Annotated in this window: 24 protein-coding genes; 16 read left to right on the top strand and 8 right to left on the bottom strand. The window is 35.8% G+C overall.

The features are described from left to right. Positions 1 to 134: 134 nt before the first annotated feature. From AC5P2S_RS07760 to queG, 4 genes are all read right to left on the bottom strand, one after another. Positions 135 to 452, bottom strand: a complete 318-nt coding sequence (locus tag AC5P2S_RS07760; RefSeq protein WP_494556836.1) for a hypothetical protein — start codon at positions 450 to 452, stop codon at positions 135 to 137. A 97-nt stretch (positions 453 to 549) separates the two neighbouring features. Then, complete coding sequence (alaS, locus tag AC5P2S_RS07755; protein ID WP_494556835.1) at positions 550 to 3,153, bottom strand: alanine--tRNA ligase; 2,604 nt, start codon at positions 3,151 to 3,153, stop codon at positions 550 to 552. Between the two features lie 212 nt (positions 3,154 to 3,365). Next, positions 3,366 to 4,043 carry a TIGR02117 family protein gene (locus tag AC5P2S_RS07750; protein WP_494556834.1) on the bottom strand — a complete coding sequence of 226 codons (678 nt, stop codon included), beginning with the start codon at positions 4,041 to 4,043 and terminating at the stop codon, positions 3,366 to 3,368. A gap of 234 nt (positions 4,044 to 4,277) precedes the next feature. Next, entirely contained in the window at positions 4,278 to 5,201 is a 924-nt protein-coding gene (queG, locus tag AC5P2S_RS07745; protein ID WP_494556833.1) for a tRNA epoxyqueuosine(34) reductase QueG, read from the bottom strand. Positions 5,202 to 5,330: 129 nt separating this feature from the next. On the opposite strand from queG, the gene AC5P2S_RS07740 reads away from it, so the two are divergent. Then, a complete protein-coding gene (locus AC5P2S_RS07740; protein ID WP_494556832.1) occupies positions 5,331 to 5,618 on the top strand; it encodes a rhodanese-like domain-containing protein in 288 nt (95 codons plus the stop codon). A 46-nt stretch (positions 5,619 to 5,664) separates the two neighbouring features. Here the strand turns inward: AC5P2S_RS07740 and AC5P2S_RS07735 are convergent, their stop codons facing one another. From AC5P2S_RS07735 to AC5P2S_RS07720, 4 genes are all read right to left on the bottom strand, one after another. Further along, positions 5,665 to 5,829, bottom strand: coding sequence for a phosphatidate cytidylyltransferase (locus AC5P2S_RS07735; RefSeq protein ID WP_283415126.1), 165 nt, complete (start codon positions 5,827 to 5,829; stop codon positions 5,665 to 5,667). Positions 5,830 to 5,956: 127 nt separating this feature from the next. Then, positions 5,957 to 6,079, bottom strand: coding sequence for a hypothetical protein (locus tag AC5P2S_RS07730; RefSeq protein WP_494556831.1), 123 nt, complete (start codon positions 6,077 to 6,079; stop codon positions 5,957 to 5,959). Positions 6,080 to 6,119: 40 nt separating this feature from the next. Next, positions 6,120 to 7,127 carry a helix-turn-helix transcriptional regulator gene (locus tag AC5P2S_RS07725; RefSeq protein WP_494556830.1) on the bottom strand — a complete coding sequence of 336 codons (1,008 nt, stop codon included), beginning with the start codon at positions 7,125 to 7,127 and terminating at the stop codon, positions 6,120 to 6,122. A gap of 85 nt (positions 7,128 to 7,212) precedes the next feature. Beyond that, entirely contained in the window at positions 7,213 to 7,548 is a 336-nt protein-coding gene (locus AC5P2S_RS07720) for a HopJ type III effector protein (protein WP_494556829.1), read from the bottom strand. A gap of 97 nt (positions 7,549 to 7,645) precedes the next feature. Between AC5P2S_RS07720 and AC5P2S_RS07715 the strand changes: the two genes are divergently transcribed. The 15 genes from AC5P2S_RS07715 (at position 7,646) to AC5P2S_RS07645 (ending at position 19,979) form a co-directional block, all read left to right on the top strand. Beyond that, positions 7,646 to 9,037: an RtcB family protein gene (locus tag AC5P2S_RS07715; RefSeq protein WP_494556828.1), complete on the top strand. Its 1,392-nt coding sequence runs from the start codon at positions 7,646 to 7,648 to the stop codon at positions 9,035 to 9,037. Between the two features lie 98 nt (positions 9,038 to 9,135). After that, positions 9,136 to 9,369 (top strand): nucleotidyltransferase domain-containing protein, encoded by a 234-nt coding sequence (locus AC5P2S_RS07710; protein ID WP_494556827.1) that lies wholly within the window; start codon positions 9,136 to 9,138, stop codon positions 9,367 to 9,369. Next, the gene (locus AC5P2S_RS07705; protein ID WP_494556826.1) at positions 9,366 to 9,884 is read left to right on the top strand and encodes a DNA polymerase beta superfamily protein; all 519 of its coding nucleotides are present in this window, start codon (positions 9,366 to 9,368) and stop codon (positions 9,882 to 9,884) included. The genes AC5P2S_RS07710 and AC5P2S_RS07705 overlap by 4 nt, the downstream gene beginning before the upstream one ends. A 5-nt stretch (positions 9,885 to 9,889) precedes the next feature. Then, the gene (locus tag AC5P2S_RS07700; protein WP_494557015.1) at positions 9,890 to 10,948 is read left to right on the top strand and encodes a nucleotidyltransferase domain-containing protein; all 1,059 of its coding nucleotides are present in this window, start codon (positions 9,890 to 9,892) and stop codon (positions 10,946 to 10,948) included. 117 nt (positions 10,949 to 11,065) lie between these two features. Further along, positions 11,066 to 11,506 carry a MarR family winged helix-turn-helix transcriptional regulator gene (locus AC5P2S_RS07695; protein WP_120214905.1) on the top strand — a complete coding sequence of 147 codons (441 nt, stop codon included), beginning with the start codon at positions 11,066 to 11,068 and terminating at the stop codon, positions 11,504 to 11,506. A gap of 71 nt (positions 11,507 to 11,577) precedes the next feature. Next, positions 11,578 to 14,010: a TonB-dependent receptor domain-containing protein gene (locus tag AC5P2S_RS07690; protein WP_494556825.1), complete on the top strand. Its 2,433-nt coding sequence runs from the start codon at positions 11,578 to 11,580 to the stop codon at positions 14,008 to 14,010. Positions 14,011 to 14,630: 620 nt separating this feature from the next. Beyond that, on the top strand, positions 14,631 to 15,164 hold the full coding sequence (locus AC5P2S_RS07685) for a DUF4274 domain-containing protein (protein ID WP_494556824.1): 534 nt from the start codon (positions 14,631 to 14,633) through the stop codon (positions 15,162 to 15,164). 9 nt (positions 15,165 to 15,173) lie between these two features. Then, the gene (locus tag AC5P2S_RS07680; RefSeq protein WP_494556823.1) at positions 15,174 to 15,602 is read left to right on the top strand and encodes a hypothetical protein; all 429 of its coding nucleotides are present in this window, start codon (positions 15,174 to 15,176) and stop codon (positions 15,600 to 15,602) included. Between the two features lie 14 nt (positions 15,603 to 15,616). After that, positions 15,617 to 15,904: a hypothetical protein gene (locus AC5P2S_RS07675; protein WP_494556822.1), complete on the top strand. Its 288-nt coding sequence runs from the start codon at positions 15,617 to 15,619 to the stop codon at positions 15,902 to 15,904. Between the two features lie 41 nt (positions 15,905 to 15,945). Next, on the top strand, positions 15,946 to 16,596 hold the full coding sequence (locus AC5P2S_RS07670; protein ID WP_494556821.1) for a hypothetical protein: 651 nt from the start codon (positions 15,946 to 15,948) through the stop codon (positions 16,594 to 16,596). 304 nt (positions 16,597 to 16,900) lie between these two features. After that, on the top strand, positions 16,901 to 17,290 hold the full coding sequence (locus tag AC5P2S_RS07665) for an immunity 22 family protein (RefSeq protein ID WP_494556820.1): 390 nt from the start codon (positions 16,901 to 16,903) through the stop codon (positions 17,288 to 17,290). A gap of 17 nt (positions 17,291 to 17,307) precedes the next feature. Beyond that, the gene (locus AC5P2S_RS07660) at positions 17,308 to 17,808 is read left to right on the top strand and encodes a hypothetical protein (RefSeq protein ID WP_494556819.1); all 501 of its coding nucleotides are present in this window, start codon (positions 17,308 to 17,310) and stop codon (positions 17,806 to 17,808) included. Positions 17,809 to 17,812: 4 nt separating this feature from the next. After that, positions 17,813 to 18,577 (top strand): hypothetical protein, encoded by a 765-nt coding sequence (locus tag AC5P2S_RS07655; protein ID WP_494556818.1) that lies wholly within the window; start codon positions 17,813 to 17,815, stop codon positions 18,575 to 18,577. A 135-nt stretch (positions 18,578 to 18,712) separates the two neighbouring features. Then, positions 18,713 to 19,318, top strand: coding sequence for an SMI1/KNR4 family protein (locus AC5P2S_RS07650; RefSeq protein ID WP_494556817.1), 606 nt, complete (start codon positions 18,713 to 18,715; stop codon positions 19,316 to 19,318). 172 nt (positions 19,319 to 19,490) lie between these two features. Continuing rightward, the gene (locus AC5P2S_RS07645) at positions 19,491 to 19,979 is read left to right on the top strand and encodes a DUF6985 domain-containing protein (protein ID WP_494556816.1); all 489 of its coding nucleotides are present in this window, start codon (positions 19,491 to 19,493) and stop codon (positions 19,977 to 19,979) included. Positions 19,980 to 20,000 lie beyond the last annotated feature (21 nt).

Genomic DNA, 20,000 nt, shown 5'->3' with positions numbered 1-20,000 from the left:
ATCCGTCTTCCACTCCCGCTTTTTTCTTTTTCGACAAAAAGAAAAAGAGCTCCGTTCAAGCCGGACTGCGTACAATTCTAAGTTCAATTATAAATAAAAAACGTCTCGAAAAGTCAGGACGTTTTTTATTTTATTTAAAATCTATAATCAGGAGAATTCGCTTTTTCCTTGTTACGTAATTCTATTTTTTTTAGATAAATATGTCTTTGATTTTCATTTAATTTTTCTGCAACTTCATTTTCGAAGCTTGCTTCCAAACTATCTTTTTTTATTAAGAAAATCCTTCTCAAATTATAATGTCGTTCATTATTTCTTTCCTTAAGCATATTGACTTTATTTTCATAGTCAAATTTTAAAGAATCGTAAACTTTACAATGATTCAAACCCATTGTTCTAAATTGAATCTTTTGGTCTTTCGTAAATTTAATTCCTTTATAATGACTTGGATGCATTTCATAATATCGAAACGTTTGCGCATTTATTTTTGTACTTAAAAAAACTAGAAAAAATAATAGACAAGTACATTTCATATATGAGGTTTTGGCAAAATTAGATTTCTAAAGCTTTCTGATAAGCATTCTCAATTCCGTCAAGATTTTTTCCGCCGGCTGTAGCAAATCCCGGATTTCCGCCGCCACCACCTTGGATTTCTTTGGCTAATTCTTTTACGATATTTCCGGCGTGGTAATTCGCTTCCAGATCCGCAGAAACACCAACTGTTATCATTGGTTTTTCACCCGCATCTGAAATAATAATTGTAACAGAATTCGGGATTTCTTTTTTCAGTTGGAACACGATGTCTTTTACAGAACCTGCATCCAGAGAAGTTTTCTTAACTAATAATTTCTTTCCGTTGTTATCTTCGAAATCATTTTTCCAGTTTTGTATTTCGCCTTTTGCTTTTTCTTTTTTGAAAGATTCGATTTCAGATTTCAGAGCAGAGTTTTCTTCCAACAATTTTTCAATTGATTTTGCCAAATCTTTTGATTTTAACAATTGTGAAATCTCTGTAAACTGAGTTTCCAAATTCTTGAAATATTCTTCCGATTTTTCTCCGGAAATTGCCTCGATTCTTCTGATTCCTGCAGCCGCGGAACTTTCCGAAACAATCTTGAAATGACCAATTTCACTTGTAGATTTAACGTGCGTTCCACCACAAAGTTCTTTCGAACTTCCGAACTGGATCATTCTTACATTGTCACCGTATTTTTCGCCAAACAACGCCATTGCTCCCCTATCCAAAGCTTCCTGAATCGGAATAGTTCTGAATTCCTGCAACGGAATGTTTTCTTTGATTTTTGCATTCACTTTTGATTCTACCAAAGCCAACTCTTCTTCAGTCATTTTAGAAAAATGAGAAAAATCAAATCTCAAATAATCTGGACCAACATACGAACCTTTCTGTTCAACATGCGTTCCTAGAACTTCTCTTAAAGCTTCGTGCAACAAATGCGTCACCGAGTGATTAGCCTGGGAGTTCTTCCTGTCGGCAACATTTACTTTTGCATAGAAAACTGCGCCAGCATCCTTTGGAAGCGCATTGATCAAAGAAATGATCAATCCATTTTCTTTTTTAGTTTCAAGAACTTCAAAGCTTTCTGCTGCATTTTCAAGCGTTCCTTTATCACCCACTTGTCCTCCACCTTCCGGATAGAAAGGTGATTCGCTTAAAACAACCTGGTAAAATTCGCCGTCTTTATTTTCTACTTTTCTGTATCTTGTGATGTAAGTTTCCGATTCTAATTGATCATAACCTACAAAGTTTTCTGGTTTTTCTTCTAAAGTTACCCAATCGTAAACTTTCTGAGCCGAATCTGCTTTAGAACGCTGTTTTTGTTGATTTAAAGCCTGTTCAAATCCAGCTTCATCGATGGTTAAGCCCTTTTCTTCAGCAATGATTCTTGTTAGATCATCAGGAAAACCATAAGTATCGTACAATTCAAAAACTTCTTCTGTAGGCAATATTTTTTTACCTTCGGAAATGGTTTGCTGAATTAATTTATCAACTCTAATTAATCCTGTCTCAATGGTTCTTAAAAAAGATTCTTCTTCACTTTTAATTACTTCAGTAACCAAAGTTCCTTGTTTTTCCAATTCCGGGAAGAATTTACCCATTTGTTCCTGAAGAACAGCAACCAATTGGTAAAGGAAAGGTTCTTTTCTATCCAAAAATCTGTAGGAATAAGAAATAGCTCGTCTCAATATTCTTCTGATAACGTAACCTGCACCACCATTGGAAGGTAGCTGTCCGTCCGCAATTGCAAAAGAGACTGCTCTGATGTGATCTACAACCACACGGATTGCGATATCTTTTTCATCCGTTAAAATCCCTGTATATTTTTTACCGGAAAGTTCCTCAACTTTAGCAATTAATGGTGTGAAAACATCAGTATCGTAGTTGGATTCTTTATGTTGCAAGGCCATACAAAGACGCTCAAATCCCATTCCTGTATCAATATGTTTTGCAGGAAGATTTTCCAGAGATCCGTCCGCTTTTCTGTTAAATTGCATGAATACCAGATTCCAGATCTCGACAACTTGCGGATGATCGTTATTAACTAATTCAAGTCCGGAAACTTTGGCTTTTTCTTCAGCACTTCTCAAATCAACATGGATTTCAGAACAAGGTCCGCAAGGTCCGCTTGCTCCCATTTCCCAGAAATTATCTTTCTTGTTTCCATTGATAATTCGGTCTTCGGAAATGAATTGTTTCCACAAATCGTAAGCTTCTGTATCTCTTTCAAGATTCTCTTTTTCGTCACCTTCAAAAATGGTTACGTAAAGATTTTCTTTCGGAATTTTGTAAACTTCCGTCAACAATTCCCAAGCCCAGGTAATCGCTTCTTTTTTGAAATAATCGCCAAAAGACCAATTCCCCAACATTTCAAACATCGTATGATGGTAAGTATCACGACCAACATCGTCCAAATCATTATGCTTTCCGGAAACTCTAAGACATTTTTGCGTATCGGCAATTCTGGATGATTTCGGTTCTTTGTAACCTAAAAAATAATCTTTGAACTGCGTCATTCCGGAATTGGAAAACATCAGTGTCGGGTCATCTTTCAGGACAATTGGCGCAGAAGGAACGATCAAATGTTCTTTGCTTTTGAAAAAATCTAAAAATTGCTGTCTTATTTCTTGTGAAGTCATAATTTAATTTTGCTTATTTGAAGCTTTTTATGGTTGGCAAATTTAATGAAATTATGTGATTTTGAGAATGTTTTTCTATGTCTAAAATTGAAATTAATGACAAATCTGCGGTCGGGATAGTAAGGGCAAGAGTGAAACGAGCAGTCTTATTAGAAATTTTTAATTTTTAACAAGATGAAACCCTTGAATAGCCCGAAATGTCCGCCCAAATATTATTTATAATGTCTGAAAATCCCAAAATCCGTTGGTGTCCAAAGCGCCGCTTTTTGTCCGGCAGCTTTTAGGCCGTCATTTGCCCAGGTGTTGCAGGTGTAGGTGAAGTTGTAGCTGCCTTTTGCATCGTAAAAAGCATCATTATTTCCATAAACTGCATCGGTTTTTATCAAGATGTATTTGCCGGCAGAATCTTTGTCAAACTTATCATCTATGAATTTAATCAAATTCTGATATTGTTTTTCCGTCAGCATTATCTTCTTGCAGTCATCGGCTACAGTCATTTTTTTGTAATAAGTACAATGCATCGCAGATTCGCTGAGCCAAAATGCCGCTTTGAAAGCAGTAGAAAATTTGAGATCAGCCCAAGTTGGCGTGTCAAGATAAAAACCTTTATCGCCCCAGCCAAAAGAAATATACCTGAAATCCGTCTCTTTTCCTTTGGTGTTTTCAAACGGCAGTTTTTCGCTCCAGTCTATATATTTTGTTTTGATGGGAAGCACCAGATCGGTATGGACACCATTGGTCAGGATATAAGCTTCTATTATTTTAGGATCATTTGTCTTCTTAGCTTTTATAGGAATCAATGGCAGCAACAATCCCAAAATGATATACAAAAAAACGACTCCAATAATGAAGCCGATGATTTTTATGATTACTAGTAATTTCTTTTTCATCCGGACGTTTTACGAATCGTATAGAACAATAAAGATAATAAAATTTTTAAAGCAAAACGGCTATGTTAATTTTTTTTAATTTTCCTTGGATTTTTTAAAATTTATTTTGAAATTTAATAACGAAAAATCACTGATATATGCCGAAAAAACGTCAATCCAACAAAAGATTAAAAATCAGAGTAAAAGTTGCACCGAAGAGAGCTCAAAAGAAAAGATAGCTTGACAAACGGGATTTTACTCAGATAAGAAGTCGAGATTCCGTTTTAGGCCTGCAAATTTTGTCCGTTTGACTGCAGATTTTCTGAAGACCGAGGAAAAAATCTCCTGGGTAATGTCTTTCCACTCTTGTTTTGTAAAATTTTTGAGCCGGGAATTCGGATGAAATTTCTCTTCCAGAGTTGGAGCGGAAAAACGGTTCCAGGGACAAACATCCTGGCAGACGTCGCATCCGAACATCCAATCATCCATTTTGTCTTTGAAAAAATCAGGAATCTGATCTTTCAGTTCTATGGTTGCGTATGAAATACACTTGCTCCCATCGATAATTTTATCTGAAATGATGGCATGAGTCGGACACGCATCGATACATTTGGTACAACTTCCGCAATGGTCTGTCACAGGAGAATTTTCGACCAAATCCAAGTCACAGATAATCTCCGCCAGAAAATAAAAAGAACCATGTTTCTTCGTGATCAGGTTTGAGTTTTTTCCAACCCAGCCGATTCCGGATTTCCGTGCCCAGGCTTTTTCCAAAACCGGCGCCGAATCTACAAAAATACGAAAAGAGAATTCCCCAATCTCATCCTGGAGTTCAACAACCAGAGATCTTAGTTTTTCTTTAATGACCTCATGATAATCTTCACCGTAAGCATATTTTGAAATTTTGAAATTTTCATTCTGCAATTTTTCTTCGGGGAAATAATTATAGCTTAGAGAGATCACAGATTTGGAACCCTCCACAAGCAATCTTGGATCCAGACGCTTATCAAAATGGTTTTCCATATATTTCATCTCACCATGAAATTGATTTTTCAACCAGTTTTCCAGATGTAAGGCTTCTTCTTCCAAAAAATCCGCCTTAGAAATCCCACACGACTGAAAACCAAAAGCCAAAGCCTTGGTTTTAATAAGTTGCGTGTATGTTTCCTTAAGATTCATAAATATTTTGCGAAATTAAGACATTTAATTAATTCCTACGGGAATCGATTTTTGACACTATCGATTTTATATGGAAATTTGAATTTTATATTGTAGTTTTGTTACTATTAAACTGTAAAATTTAAAATTATGGCAATAGAAGATGTTTTAAGAGCAGGAAACTATCACTTGATTGATGTACGCGAGCCTTTGGAACTGGAAGTAGACGGAAATATCGCTGAAGCGCAGAATATTCCTTTAGGAGATATCGAAGCTCATATTGATGAGATCAGAGCGTTGGACGGAAATGTGATTTTCTTCTGCAGATCGGGAAACCGTTCCGGAAAAGCTACAGATTTCTACAAATCACAAGGTTTTGAAAATGTTTATAATGGCGGAGGTTATAATGACCTTAGCCAGACTTTGGATAATCTTTAAGATCTGGTCCTATAAAAAAGTAAAGCGGGAATTAATCCCGCTTTTTTTAGTTTTTACCCCTTGATAACAACCACATTACTAAGCCGATAACGCCAACTACAAGAATAATTCCCCACCACATTCCGGCTTTGAAAATAGTTTCCACTGCTTCACAACTTGTCAATAACCCTAATATTAGGAATAATGGAATAATATTGATATATCTTTTCATAATTTATTTATTTGTATTAAAAATTCAAAACTTAAGCCAAAATGGTGTTTTTTTGATAAAATGGTATTTGTATTCTAAGTGGTCGGTACTTTCCAAAATAAATAACCACTGAGATTCAGTGGTTATTCTATGCTTTTATTGGTACTTTTGTTTTCTTTTTATTGGCTTTCTCTTCTATTTTATTCACAATATAACCAATTATAAAAGGCGCAGCCCATGTCAGAGCCATTCTTAACAATCTTGTTTTCATATTTTAAATTTTCAATACTATTACAAGAAGTGAGCCATTATTAATTTTCATCAGAAGCATAGTTCTGAACAGCTTCTTTTAAACTTTTATAAATTCTTTGCTTCAATTTCCGAGGTCCTAAAACTTTTATAAATTCACCCATTCCCAGAATCATTCTTTCCAATTCGAAGTTCAGCTGAACACAGATTTTGAAAGTTGTTCCAGATTCTTCTTCTTTGACAATCTCCTGAGAATGATGAAAAGGTTTGGTCTTCACATAAGGTGCGTGTTTTCGTGTAACGAAGAAAATCACATTCTGAGGGCGTTGGGTTTCGGAAACAGTAGCGCCGATTACTTCTCCAAAATATCTGTCTGCATTGAAGTCTTTATCAACATACTCGATTTTATCTTCAAAGGAAATTTCTTCCATTCTGTCCAAAGCCAGATTCATAATCTTGTTTTTGTGCCAACAGATTAGAAACCAACGGTTATTATATTCTTTCAGTAATTGCGGATGAATAATAAAGTGATTGGATTCTCTGGCTTTGAAACTCTTGTAAAGAATCTTCAAGACCTTTTTACTCAGGATACTTTCGTACAAGACATCGATATACTCCAGGCCTTTCAGTTGTTCATTTTTATCAAGATGAATAATCGATTTCTGATTGGCCGACTGGATCGAATCTTCCAATTTCTGAATGACACCATTCATCTCTTTGAACATCGAAAAATCCTTGAATTGTTTCAGAATCTGAACGGCATTATTCATGGCTTTCAAATCACTTTCATTAACCGAAATATTATGAATACTGTAATCAGGATCACTATATCGATAAAAGCGTTTTTCGTAAACCTCGATTGGTGCTTCATAACCGAATTTTTCACTCCGCATATTCTGCAAATCCAACTGAATGGTACGTTTGCTAACAAAAGATTCTTTGCCTTCAAATTCAAACAAAGCTTCGGAACATTCGTCTATCAGATCTTCCAAAGTATATTTTTTATATTTATTTTTCAGGCATTTGTCGAGTGTTTTGTAGCGGATTAAAGCATTTTTGTTGGAAGACATAGAATAATTATAAATGATTAATTATGAATTATGAATGAATTTGAATTGCCGTAAAATTTGACAATTTTTTAAGCTCCAGTAAATCTTAATCTTTTTTCCTTAAAGCTTCTCCTTCAAACGAAATACCGTCCCATCCAAACTCAATGAAGTTTCTGATATTCTGATGGTCTGTTCCTTCAAGATTTTTTAAAACATCTGTTCTGTAGAAATCTCCGAATAAAGCTAAAGTTTCTTCCTTTGAAAGTTGATTCAATTTTGCAAAACTGAAAACTTTACAGGAACCATTATTTTGATTGGCTTCGTTAACCGTATTTCCGTTCGTGAATTTCGTTGGTGTGAAATCATAATCCTCATCAATAAAAGCAATTACGCTGTTGAAATCAATTGTCTCCGGAGAGTTTTTCAGTTGTTCTAAAATCATTTTAATAAAATTTTATCAAAAATAATTAAAAAAATTTCAACAACGCAAAAACATTGCGCACTTGTACAATTACTTTGCATCTTCAAAACAAACAAAAATGAAAACAATTACAGGAAACGACTTAATCGCTTTAGGATACACACCAAAAAAATGGTTTGCCGAAGCTTTGCAATATATCAACGAAAATAACCTTGATGAAACTCAAATGAAAGAATATCTGGAGCAGTTCAAATCTCCGGAACCGATTTCATTATTGGACACTCCTGCTGAATTTGTCATCAACATTCGGGCAGAAGATGAAAGCGAAAATGACAACGTAGAAAAAGTCATCAACACAATGAATGTTTTGATGAAAACCCCAACTTTGACGAAGGGAGCAATTATGCCTGATGCTTGTCCAACAGGTCCAGAAGGTCATATTCCGGTGGGTGGTGTTGTAGTGGCTAAAAATGCGATTCATCCCGGATTTCATAGTGCAGATATTTGCTGTTCTGTGATGTTGACAGATTTTGGAAAAGTGAATCCGAAAGATGTTTTGGATGCAGCACACTCAATCACACATTTCGGTTACGGCGGAAGACCCAGAGGAGAACAAATGCCAATGTCTCAGGAGTTGATGGATGCTTTCAGAGAAAATCTTTTCCTGAATGACGAAAACCTCATCAGCATCGCACGTTCGCATATGGGAACTCAGGGTGACGGAAACCATTTTTTGTTTGTCGGAATTTCTAAAAATACAGGAAACACAATGCTAGTGACCCATCACGGTTCCAGAGCGCCTGGTGCAAAGTTATACGACAAAGGAATGAAAGTCGCCAACCGCTTCCGAATGGAACTTTCGCCGGAAACATTGAAGGAAAACGCCTGGATTCCGTTTGAAACTGAGGAAGGACAGCAATATTGGGAAGCCTTACAACTCATCAGGAAATGGACTAAAGAAAATCACGAATCCATTCATAATGCGACTTTAGACAAATTAAATATTGAAAAACAACACAGATATTGGAACGAACATAATTTTGTATTCAGAGATGGAGATTTATTCTACCACGCAAAAGGAGCAACACCGCTGGACGACAAATTTTTGCCGGATATTACAGGTCCAAGACTGATTCCTCTGAATATGGCGGAACCTGTACTGATTGTCCAAGGAACAACCAACGACAGAAATTTAGGTTTTGCTCCTCACGGCGCAGGAAGAAACTTCAGCAGAAGCTTTCATAAAAAATCTCTGGCTCATAAAACCATTGACGAAATTTTTGCCGAGGAAACCCAAGGTCTGGATATCCGTTTCTTTACCAACGAAATTGATATTTCCGAATTACCAAGCGCATATAAAAATGCCAAAAATGTAAGAGCACAGATTGAAGAATACGGCCTTTGCGAAGTTCTGGATGAAGTGATACCTTACGGTTGCATTATGGCCGGTGATGTTGGAAAGAATGCGCCCTGGAAAAATAAAAAGAAGAAGTATTTTGTGAAAAGGTAATTTTATAAGCATCTGCCTTCTAAGCAGACGATCAAAGGTTCGAAATCGAAGATTCGACGAAGTCAATCTTTTCACGCTCACTTAGAAATTTAAAAACAATGAAAACAAAAATAATAGATAAATTAAAAACTCTTGAGAAAGAGAAAAATATAGAGATACTTTTTGCGATAGAATCAGGAAGCCGTTCTTGGGGATTTGCCTCTCCCGACAGCGATTACGATATACGTTTCATATACAAACATCCTATAGATTGGTATCTTTCGCCGTGGGAAAAGCGCGATACAATAGAATTTATGACCGAAGATGATTTGGACGGTTCGGTTGGGACTTGAAGAAGACTTTTCATTTATTGAACAAATCGAATGTTCCACTTTTGGAGCATTTGTTTTCACACATATTTTATATAAAAAACGATGCGTTTTTGGAAAAGATATTACCTTTAGCAAAAGAAGCTTTTTCTCCCGTTGCAGTAGTTTTTCATTATTTATCGATAAGTAAAAAATATTTGGAATCGTGTAACAAAAATGAAGTGAAGCTTAAAGATTATTTCTATTGTTTAAGAACAACTTTAGCCTCAAAATGGGTCGTTGAGAAAGGAGCTTTTCCGCCAGTGATATTTCACGAAATGTTAGATTTGTTACCCGAAAATATATTCGATAAAGTTCAATTTTTATTGAATATAAAATCTGAAAATGGAGAAAAATATTTCCACGGTCAAGATTGGGAACTTTTCGAATATCTTAAATCAGAAATAGAAAACCTTTCAGAAAAAGCAAAAACTTTGAGAGCAGGAAATCTTGATAAATCAGAAGCTGAAAGAATATTTGTAGAATTATTGAAATCTTAACAATGATAACTATCGATTTTTTAAAAGAAAATAACCTTATCCTTTTCGAAGCCATTTCCGGAAGCAAGTCTTTCGGATTGGCGACGGAAAATTCGGATACGGATATAAAAGGTGTTTTCTATTTACCGAAAGATTTATTCTATGGTTTAGAATATATTCCGCAAGTTTCAAATGCAACTAATGATATTGTCTATTACGAGATTGGAAGATTCACTGAACTTTTATTAAAGAACAATCCAAATATTCTGGAAATATTAGCAACGCCGGAAGATTGTATTCTTTACAAAAATCCGATAATGGATCAATTTCGTCAAGAAGATTTTCTATCAAAACTTTGTAAAGATACTTTTGGTGGATATGCGTCAACTCAGATTCAGAAAGCAAGAGGACTTAATAAAAAGATTGTGAATCCTGTTGAAAAAGAACGAAAAGGAATTTTGGATTTTTGTGTGATTTTGGAAGATTCAAATTCAATTCCTGCAAAAGATTGGTTGAAGGAAAAAAATTTTTTACAAGAAAATTGCGGTTTGGTAAAGATGCCCAATTCAAAAGGTGTTTTCGCTTTGTTTTATGATGAAATTGGAGATAAAAAATACAGCGGAATCTATAAAAATGCAGATTCTAACGAAGTCAGTTTATCATCTGTCCCAAAAGAAGAAAAGCAAAAAGCTTATCTGTTTTTCAATCAGGATGCCTACTCTATTTATTGCAAAAACTATAAAGAATATTGGGATTGGGTCGAGAAAAGAAATGATGACCGATACAATACCAATCAACAGCACGGCAAAAATTACGACAGTAAAAATATGATGCATACTATTCGTCTTTTGCAATCGGCTGTTAATATTTTCAAAAATAATAAGATTGAAATCCGTATTAAAAACCGTGATGAACTTTTGGATATCAAAGCTGGAAATTGGAATTATGATGATTTGCTTTTGTTAGCGGATAAGCTAATTGAAGAACTGAATTCACTCGCTGATAAATCTTCTTTACCAGATTTACCAGATAAAGAAAAAGCTAAGAGAACATTACTAGAAATCAGAACTCAGCTATACAAATAACACCATCAGATTTTGATGGTGTTATTTTTTTTCACCCACTTTGTAACAAATCAAAAACAATCACAACCAATTAATTGATATATCAATAATTGATAAATCATTTTAAAATTTCAAACTATGGAAAAATTAGATTCAATCATATTTTACAATATCGACAAAGCCATCCGAGCCTACAGAAATTACGCACAAAGACAACTGAAAGCGAATGGCTTCAACATCACAATCGACCAATGGCTCATCATCAAAGCGATTCTCGAAAATCCAGAAATCACACAGAACGAAATCGGAAATCTGGTGTTCAAGGACAATGCTTCGGTTACGAGGATTATTGATTTATTAGTCAAATCGGGATTCATCATTCGGGAAATTCATCCCAATGACCGAAGAAAAACCAATTTGAAAGTAACCAAATCTGGTAAAGAAATCATCGAAAAAGTCCAGAACCTTGTAGAAAATAACAGAAGCGTGGCTTTAGAAAATGTTTCTAAATCTGAGTTAGAAATAATGAACTCTGCCCTTCTCAAAATAGCAGAAAACTGTATCAATACAAAAAAATAAAACTCTCATCTGCAAAATCAATTAAATCAGCGAGAAACAAAAAATCAGTCTTAATTAAAAAAACAATCACAATGACCCGAATATTTCTAATCATCATTCTATGGATAGTCTCCTTTTTCACAAATTTGTTTGCTCAATCCGGACAGAACCATTCTTTGTCGGGAACGATTGATTCCGGCAATACAAATCAGGTAGAAATCAATCTATTCAATTCGGAAAACAAATTGGTAAAAACCGAAGTCACCGATCAAAACGGAAAATTCTCTTTCAATGATTTGATATCAGGAAATTACCATCTGAAAATCAATAAGAACGGTGCCGAAGTTTATCAATCGGAAGTTTCCGTTAATGAAAATGTTATACTTCCTTCGATTGCACTCAACGAGAAATCTATTGAAGCCGTAACCATTACCAAAACAAAACCTTACATCGAACGACAGGACGGAAAAATGATCCTGAATGTAGAAAACAGCATCGCTTCCACCGGAAACTCTGCCTTTGAAGTGTTGGAAAAAGCGCCGGGCGTCAACATCGACAGCAACGACAATATCAGTATGCGTGGCAAAGCCAATCTGCTTGTTCAGATCGATGGAAAAAACACACCGATGACCGGAACCGACCTTGCGAATTACCTCAGAGGAATTCCGTCTTCAAGTGTTGAAAAAATCGAATTCATTACCAATCCTTCGTCAAAATACGATGCTGCGGGAACATCTATTATCAACGTCAAACTCAAAAAAGATCAGCGAAAAGGTACCAACGGCAGTCTTTCTACGTCTCTCGGAACCGGAAAATATATTAAAAACAACAACAGTTTCAGCATCAACCACAGAAACAAAAAAGTCAATCTTTTTGCCAATTACAGCTTTGCTTACAGGGAGTTTTACAACAAGTTGATTCTGGACAGGAACTTCTATGAGAATGGAACTTTCAAGAATGCTTATGTTCAGGATAATTTTTTGAAAATGAATTTCCGCAATCACATCGCAAAAGTCGGGATGGATTATTACGCCAATGATAAAAATGTTTTAGGATTTTCAGTAGGTTTTGTCAGCAATAGATTTGACCCGACAAGTAATAACGACACACAGGTTCTGAACCAAAATTACCAGCCCGACGGAACATTTAACACCAAAAGCAACAACCGCGACCATTGGAAAAATGTGTCTCTGAACTTCAACCACAAGTACAAAATCGACTCATTAGGTTCGGAACTCACAACCGATCTGGATTACATCAACTATTCCAACACATCGCTTCAGAACTTCAACACAAGGAATTTTGATGTTGCCGGCAATCTTTCGCAATCTACCGACGACAGTCCGAATCCATATATTTTAAAAGGCGATTTGGACGGCAATCTCAATATCTATTCCTTAAAATCTGACCTTACCAAAGTATTCAGAAACAACTGGAAATTGGAAACAGGAGTCAAAACAAGCTTCGTGAAAGCGGATAACGATCTTCAGTTTTTCAATGCAAGCTCGGGCAATTCTGTGATTGACAGATCAAAAACCAACCATTTCATTTACGAGGAAAACATCAATGCAGCTTATGGAAACGTGATCAAAAACTGGGATAAGTTCAAAGTTAATTTTGGTCTGAGGGTAGAAAACACCAACGTTACAGGAAATCAGATCACAACAAACCAAATCAACAAAAAGAATTACACACAGTTATTTCCAAGTGCCGTTTTTTCTTATGATGTGGATCACAAAAGCACGGTAGAGCTCAACTTCAGCCGAAGAATCACAAGACCGAATTACCGTCAGCTCAATCCTTTCAAATTCTATCTGGACCCGACAACCTACCAGGCCGGAAATCCCAATCTCGATCCGCAAACTATGATGAATTATGAGTTCACGTACAGTTTGAGCAACAAATATTTTGTAACCTTGAGCTACAGCAAAACCAACAAAAACATCACCGATGTTCTGATGCCGATTATCGAGGACGATAAAACAGTGGTGGTACAGACCAACGAGAATCTGAGTTCCGCATCTTATTACGGACTCAACCTGATTGCACCTGTAAAAGTGACCCAATGGTGGGATATGAATAACAACGCCAATTTCTATTACGGTACCTACACAGGGAACATCTCCAATACTTACATAAAAAACGAAGGGAACTTCACCTTCAACATCAACAGCATCAACTCTTTCAAGATTGGGAACGGCTATTCGGCAGAATTATCAGGCAACTACCAGGCAAAGCAAATCTATGCCTATATGCACCTGAAACCAATGTGGTCTGTGAACATCGGTGCTCAGAAGAAATTCAAGAACAACAGTACCCTCAAGTTTTCTTTCAACGACATCTTCTTCAAGAGCAATCCGGAAGCCCGAAACATCTATTCCGGCTATGTAGAAAACTTCATTGTTAGAAGAGACACCAGAGTGGCGACACTTTCCTACACCTATAACTTTGGTTCAGGAAAATCCGGGCAGGCTAGAAAAACTGGCGGGGCTGATGATTTGAAGCAGAGGGCTGGGAATGGGTAAAACTATTGTCATTGCGGGGAATTCATCACTGTCATTGTGAGGAAGCATATACTGAGTTTGTCGAAGTAAAGCATTATTCTTATCAAATATAGATAAAATGAACAGGATAGCGCAATTTGCAATCCGTGCCCCACAACAATCCAGAATCCTAGCCTCCCGCTAGGGTTTCCCATTCCCCAATTTAACATAATATACTGACAACAAAATATTTAACCCAAAAATCATTTCAATCCAAAATAAATTCTATATTTGAAAAACTAAACAAAAACACAATACTATGTCTTCAACATCAGAAGTAGGACACGCCAAAAATGTGACGAACCTGCAAAAACTATCGAACAAATTAGCGTTTACACACTTTACAACCACGGGCAAAAAAACATTATAGTAGTAAGTTTTTAAAAGCCTTTATACCAATGCTGTTATCAAACTCGGCGAATTATAAGAAAAGCGAATCCAACAAATAAACTTGCACTGTACTGTTGTAGATTTATATCTTTTCCTTTGTAAAATTCTGTTATTACAAAGTAATATTCTTTCGTTACCAAAACTATAGTCTAACCTTGAAAGCGCAGATTTGCAATCCTACTTCATAGTATCGAAAAATAATCAACACAATTATGAAAGAAAAAATAACAAATGAAAAATTCCAACAGCTTTTTGATGAAATTGTTATTCGGTTTGCAGAAAAGCAAACGCCAAAAATCTGGCATCAAATGGCTATGGAATGGAACGAAACATCCGCTTTTTTCAACTGGCTTGCCGATAATCCCAAAACCGATAAAGCAACTGCTTTAATGATATATTGGAAATCTGCTCCGAGATACCACAAGCAGTTCAATGACAGGGAAGATGTTTTGAAAAAACAATCCCGGGCAGTTGCTGGTTTTGATTTTGTTGAAAAAATCGAAAAAAATTATCTGAACGAATTTTATGAAACACAACATTTTGAATTTAATCCTAAAAATGATGAGCAAGGTTACGATTGGACAAGTGAATACCAGGACAAACCGAAAGTGAGGGAAATTCCCGAAATGATGTTTGAGCAATTAATTGGAGAACAGGTAAAAGAACCCGAAAATTTTATAGAAGGAATGCCACCGGAATTGTATGACTTGCAAGACGAATTATATGAAAGATTTGATGCCGTGTGAAAATTACATATGAAAAAAACACTCACATTATTAACGTTTCTTGTATTGGTAATTTCCTGCGACTATAAAAGTCCGGAAAAAGACCGGCATCCGGAAATCCCCGTTTTTTCCGGGCAGGTTTTGCAAAATCCGGAAAAATACGGTTTAGTACAAATCAATGAAAAGAATGAAGACATACAAAATCTTTTTATAGATAATGAACGGTTGATACTTATAAGCGAAGTTGGGGAAGCAGGCATTTCGCCAGATTCATTGGTAATATCGGAATACAAAAATCTCTCGGAAGTAAAAAAGATTTATTACAAAACCGGACAGGATTCGTCAAACCCAATCTCAATCCGTATCAGGTCTATTATCTGGATGGAAATATCTACAGCGGCATTTATCGTTTTTCCGCGCCTGATTACGAGCCCGTTGTTTTGGATTCTATTTCCCTGAAAAAAAAGGAAAAAATGAAATTCAAGACCGATTTTGCCGATGAACATAATCATAAAAACGTACTCAAGCCGTTTGAGGAAATCGTGATTGCAAACTCCGCGCATTGCGGAGGTGGAAAATTAGGTCCCCTTGTCTGCCCTGTTTACCTGTCTTATTTTAAAATCGGTTCAACAAAAAACACAATTATGTTTAAGGAAAGAGAAGCCAGCAACAGATTTAGAATCATCCCAGCTATCGGGAAAAGGTATCTTTTTTATAAAGCGCCTTATGACGGCAACTCAAGTTTGTTTCTAATTAAATGAAAAATAAATCCACACAGATGATAAAATAGCATAATCAACCAATGATAATAGAATTTAATAAAACAGCAAATATTTTCGGAGTAATGGGCGGAAACCCTTACCTGAAAAACCTTAGCGATTGGCCGTTAAACGAAAAGGGCCAAAGAATGATACATTTCTTTACTTTGTTCAGCATCATTTATGCAGGTGGTCAATTTGATGAGAGATATTGCATCAGCATTTACCTCGACAACGAAACCAATGAAAGAGGACAGCTAAAACGGGGTTTCAGCAGGAGATACGCCATTCAAGATAACGACGGCTTTGCAACTTCAAAACAATATGCCAAAGCACTGTTGCTCGAAAAATCGGAAAAACCTGTTGCAGAAATTAGCGAAAGCGGAGTTTTACCTGTAATTACAATGAGCAAACGCCATTTTACTGATGAAGAAGTAATGCAGGAAAGCAACGAGGAAGGTACAGATAAAAGCAAACTTTTTTCCTTACCTCATTTTTTGCAGGATGACGTGCATCCTCAACCTGCAATGAAATATCAACCTATTCTTCAACTTAATGAATATGATTTGACAAAGCTTCACAAAGAATATGAAGGTGTTTTTCTGAACGGATTAGCCTATTTCTGGATAGACCAGAATTACAGAAAATATATGCCTGTAAAGGACGCGGGCTATTTCGGAATACAGTATTTGTAGGAGAGAAATAAATGGAAAAGCAAGCCTCGTAGAGGCGTACCGTTAATAGAAAACGAATTAGCTCCGTAGGAGCGAACTGTAAAAAAAAAACATAATCTATAATTAACAGACCGCTCCTACGGAGCTCCACAAAATGCACAAACAAAATGCTACGGGCAGTTAACCTCTAAGAAGTAAAAGATAAAAAATTAATCTTCCGCACACAGCCCACCATCTGGAACGAAAACGGAACGGCACAGCCCCCCGAGCAAAAACTTTATGCAAACCGTTTTTAAAAAATTGAAAAACTAACAACAATATAGAAATGGACAGATACAACAAAATCCATCTTTGGATAGGAACATCTAACAAAACCGAAGAAGAATATCGGCAATACTTTGAATTTGATTATTTAAGTGAGGGCGATTTTGATAAGCTTTGTCAATTTTGCAAAGACATCGGCAAACGATGGTACGATAAGGATTTTATGGGCATCATTCCAAGGTTTGAGAAAGAAATTACTTTAGATGAAATTCTGGAACATTCTTCAACCGACCCTGCCGAATGGGAGAGCATCAAAACCATTTGTAGAAATTATGGCATCGAAAAAGCCAATGCTATTTTCTGGTATGCCGATGGTGAGCTTACAATTCCAAAACCATACAAAGAAGAATATAACGGTTTGAAATATATTGGAATGTTTGAAGGAGATTAAAACAAAATACAATATCTATGAAAACACTATTCACACTCCTACTCTCTTTATTCATCAGCACAGCCACATTAGCACAGGAAAAACCTGATGCTGTTGTAGGGCAATCCCAAGTGACCAAAAAAGATAAATTGGTAGAAAGCTTTGTGCTTGGCAAGAAGAAATACAACGTATATCTCAGCGAAACAACGATTGACCCATTGGAAGGAAATGATGCTATTGTTATTCAGCTATACAAAATAGTACCGGATAAGAGAAAATACTCCGATTTGGAATTTCCAAAACTAAACACCCAAAATGGGAAAATAACGGGAGAAAGCGCTTACAAAGTAATAAACAATACATTGGTCGTAACCAACGACAGCTACGATTATATCGGGGCATACCGCACTATAGAAGTATATGTTCCCTACAAATACGGGTTAAAAAAAATAAGCGAGAAAATGGTAGCCATTGATACCGATAAGTTACCGGATAGCTATCTGAAACCTGCCGAAATGAAACAACCTTCGAAAAATTAAAATTATGAAAAATATATTTTTACTGATAATCAGTTTACCTTTTTTAGCGAGCTGTCAGAATACAGAAGCTAAGAAAGACAATGTAAATTACACCGATATTGAAAAATTTACCAAAAACACCAATGCAAAAGCATACAAAAAGCAATTGGAAAATGATAGCATCAGCTTACAGACCGAAGAGGAAAACAATGCTACAGAATATGTAAAAAATGACAGGGAAACAGCTGATGGCAAGACTTTCTACTGGGAACAGACCAATATTGCAAGTAATTACCGCGAGCAAAATGTAGCACATCTGCACCAGATAAAATTACGGGCTATGCAGTTTATTACCTATAAAAACCAGTTGGTTGGTATTACAGGCTCATCTATGTACAGCGATAGCGTGGACATAAAAAATACCATAGATTATCTGACCAAAAAATACGGAAAACCGGTAGATGTAATGGAAGGCTTCTATAAAAAATCTAAAATTGGCAGTGGCTATCTGCAATATTATTGGCAGAACGGCGAAAAATTAATCGGGATTTCTTACAAGCACGACGAAGGCGATTTTCTCACAGACGAAGACTTTAACAACAACAAAGCAACGATGTTTCCGGTTTACGAAATTTATATGTTTAACAGGGATATGATAAATCAACTGAAAAAGGAAAACATAACGCTGGAAGACTTATTCAACGGAACAACAACGGCAATGGACAATATGAATTTAGGCAATATGATAACTCATTTAAAAATGGAAGAATGGAGAAAAATACCGGAATAAATACCCACAATTACCTGAAACCAGTGGAAATAAAACAACCTTTTCTTGCGAAAAATTAAACGATTACAAATAATTAATAACGGCTAAGTTATGCTAATATAGACGTTACCAGCAATTTTAAAACACAACAACACAATGCTTGAAATTAACAGAAAAGAAGACATCATAATTCCATTTAACAAAATTGGAGAAGACAATTGGGAAAGTAAAACACAATTAATTATTCAATCTATTGCCGAGAATTGGAATGACGAATTAAAAGAACCCATTTCAAATGAGGAAATTCAAGAACTTGAAAATCGTTTGGGCACTACTTTGCCAAACAGCTTAAAAGTATTCTATCAAAAATTTGGTCTTGCGGATATTGGAGAACAATTACAAGACTTAAATAAAATTGGTTGGATAAAAGATATTTGGGCAGAACAACCTCAATATGGACCTGATTTTACAGAAGAAGACAAAATGCATTTGCCATTTTTAGTTTCGTTTAGCGACTATTTAGGCAACGGAAATATGTTTTGCTTTCACAGCGAAACAAAAGAAATCTATTATTATAACCACGACAGTAAACCATACTTGACTAAAATGTTCAACACGGTTGACGAATATTTAAAAGGCTGTTTAATATTCGCACAATCTGACCTTTTGGGAAATGCAGAACAAGAAGATGTAGAAAAATGGGCGGAAGAAATTGTATCGGAAATTGTAGGGGAAGAAAAATTGAAAAAGTGGCGATATTAATCACAAAAATTGAAAAATTCAACAGTTGTTCTTCGGTTCAACCTTTGTACAAAATTGACGATTTCCCGATGAAAAAATCGGGACAAGTTATGCTTCGATTGCGCCAGCATCGCTAGCCACGAAACATTGGCGGTAATTTCGACATCAAATAGAAATCTGAAAAAACAAAATTATGATACATAAATATTGGGGAAATGTAAAAGAGGATTGGGCAGGATTTACTTCCGACATAATTTTTTCAAATCCATTTTTTGACAAACAAAACGTTGAAATTTTTCTAGGCGAAGAATATGACGAAGACGGCGAAGAAATCGACACGCCACCAGCAATAGAATTTCTTGATGCATTTGCTGATACATATCAAAAGTTCATCACAAATATTGAAAAACATTTGTCCGAAATTCAACAAAAAGCTTTTGACCGTTATAAAAAAGTTTATGCCCATTATTACGAAAATCAAGAAAAATCAGGCGAACTGCCTTTGAATATCGATAACGTGGAAAAGCATAATAGTTATATTAAAGATTTGATGTACTTGCGTGTATTGGAAGATGAAACAATCAAGTTAACCATCCGGTACGCAATAGATACGGAACAAGGATTGGAATTTTGTTTTACAAGCGGAATGATATCCGCAGTTGGCGGAATTGCTGAAACTTAAAATTCCGAAAAAGCTTGTCCG

The organism is Epilithonimonas sp. 33E, assembly GCF_059372615.1.
Note: the sequence above shows the minus strand (reverse complement) of the source record. Positions and strands in the feature narration are given on the sequence as shown.

Excerpts from the sequence above, each read along its gene's own strand:
- AC5P2S_RS07760 (WP_494556836.1), bottom strand. The coding sequence starts at position 452 with ATGCATCCAAGTCATTATAAAGGAATTAAATTTACGAAAGACCAAAAG.
- alaS (WP_494556835.1), bottom strand. The coding sequence starts at position 3,153 with ATGACTTCACAAGAAATAAGACAGCAATTTTTAGATTTTTTCAAAAGC.
- AC5P2S_RS07750 (WP_494556834.1), bottom strand. The coding sequence starts at position 4,043 with ATGAAAAAGAAATTACTAGTAATCATAAAAATCATCGGCTTCATTATT.
- queG (WP_494556833.1), bottom strand. The coding sequence starts at position 5,201 with ATGAATCTTAAGGAAACATACACGCAACTTATTAAAACCAAGGCTTTG.
- AC5P2S_RS07740 (WP_494556832.1), top strand. The coding sequence starts at position 5,331 with ATGGCAATAGAAGATGTTTTAAGAGCAGGAAACTATCACTTGATTGAT.
- AC5P2S_RS07735 (WP_283415126.1), bottom strand. The coding sequence starts at position 5,829 with ATGAAAAGATATATCAATATTATTCCATTATTCCTAATATTAGGGTTA.
- AC5P2S_RS07730 (WP_494556831.1), bottom strand. The coding sequence starts at position 6,079 with ATGAAAACAAGATTGTTAAGAATGGCTCTGACATGGGCTGCGCCTTTT.
- AC5P2S_RS07725 (WP_494556830.1), bottom strand. The coding sequence starts at position 7,127 with ATGTCTTCCAACAAAAATGCTTTAATCCGCTACAAAACACTCGACAAA.
- AC5P2S_RS07720 (WP_494556829.1), bottom strand. The coding sequence starts at position 7,548 with ATGATTTTAGAACAACTGAAAAACTCTCCGGAGACAATTGATTTCAAC.
- AC5P2S_RS07715 (WP_494556828.1), top strand. The coding sequence starts at position 7,646 with ATGAAAACAATTACAGGAAACGACTTAATCGCTTTAGGATACACACCA.
- AC5P2S_RS07710 (WP_494556827.1), top strand. The coding sequence starts at position 9,136 with ATGAAAACAAAAATAATAGATAAATTAAAAACTCTTGAGAAAGAGAAA.
- AC5P2S_RS07695 (WP_120214905.1), top strand. The coding sequence starts at position 11,066 with ATGGAAAAATTAGATTCAATCATATTTTACAATATCGACAAAGCCATC.
- AC5P2S_RS07690 (WP_494556825.1), top strand. The coding sequence starts at position 11,578 with ATGACCCGAATATTTCTAATCATCATTCTATGGATAGTCTCCTTTTTC.
- AC5P2S_RS07685 (WP_494556824.1), top strand. The coding sequence starts at position 14,631 with ATGAAAGAAAAAATAACAAATGAAAAATTCCAACAGCTTTTTGATGAA.
- AC5P2S_RS07680 (WP_494556823.1), top strand. The coding sequence starts at position 15,174 with ATGAAAAAAACACTCACATTATTAACGTTTCTTGTATTGGTAATTTCC.
- AC5P2S_RS07675 (WP_494556822.1), top strand. The coding sequence starts at position 15,617 with ATGAAATTCAAGACCGATTTTGCCGATGAACATAATCATAAAAACGTA.
- AC5P2S_RS07670 (WP_494556821.1), top strand. The coding sequence starts at position 15,946 with ATGATAATAGAATTTAATAAAACAGCAAATATTTTCGGAGTAATGGGC.
- AC5P2S_RS07665 (WP_494556820.1), top strand. The coding sequence starts at position 16,901 with ATGGACAGATACAACAAAATCCATCTTTGGATAGGAACATCTAACAAA.
- AC5P2S_RS07660 (WP_494556819.1), top strand. The coding sequence starts at position 17,308 with ATGAAAACACTATTCACACTCCTACTCTCTTTATTCATCAGCACAGCC.
- AC5P2S_RS07655 (WP_494556818.1), top strand. The coding sequence starts at position 17,813 with ATGAAAAATATATTTTTACTGATAATCAGTTTACCTTTTTTAGCGAGC.
- AC5P2S_RS07650 (WP_494556817.1), top strand. The coding sequence starts at position 18,713 with ATGCTTGAAATTAACAGAAAAGAAGACATCATAATTCCATTTAACAAA.
- AC5P2S_RS07645 (WP_494556816.1), top strand. The coding sequence starts at position 19,491 with ATGATACATAAATATTGGGGAAATGTAAAAGAGGATTGGGCAGGATTT.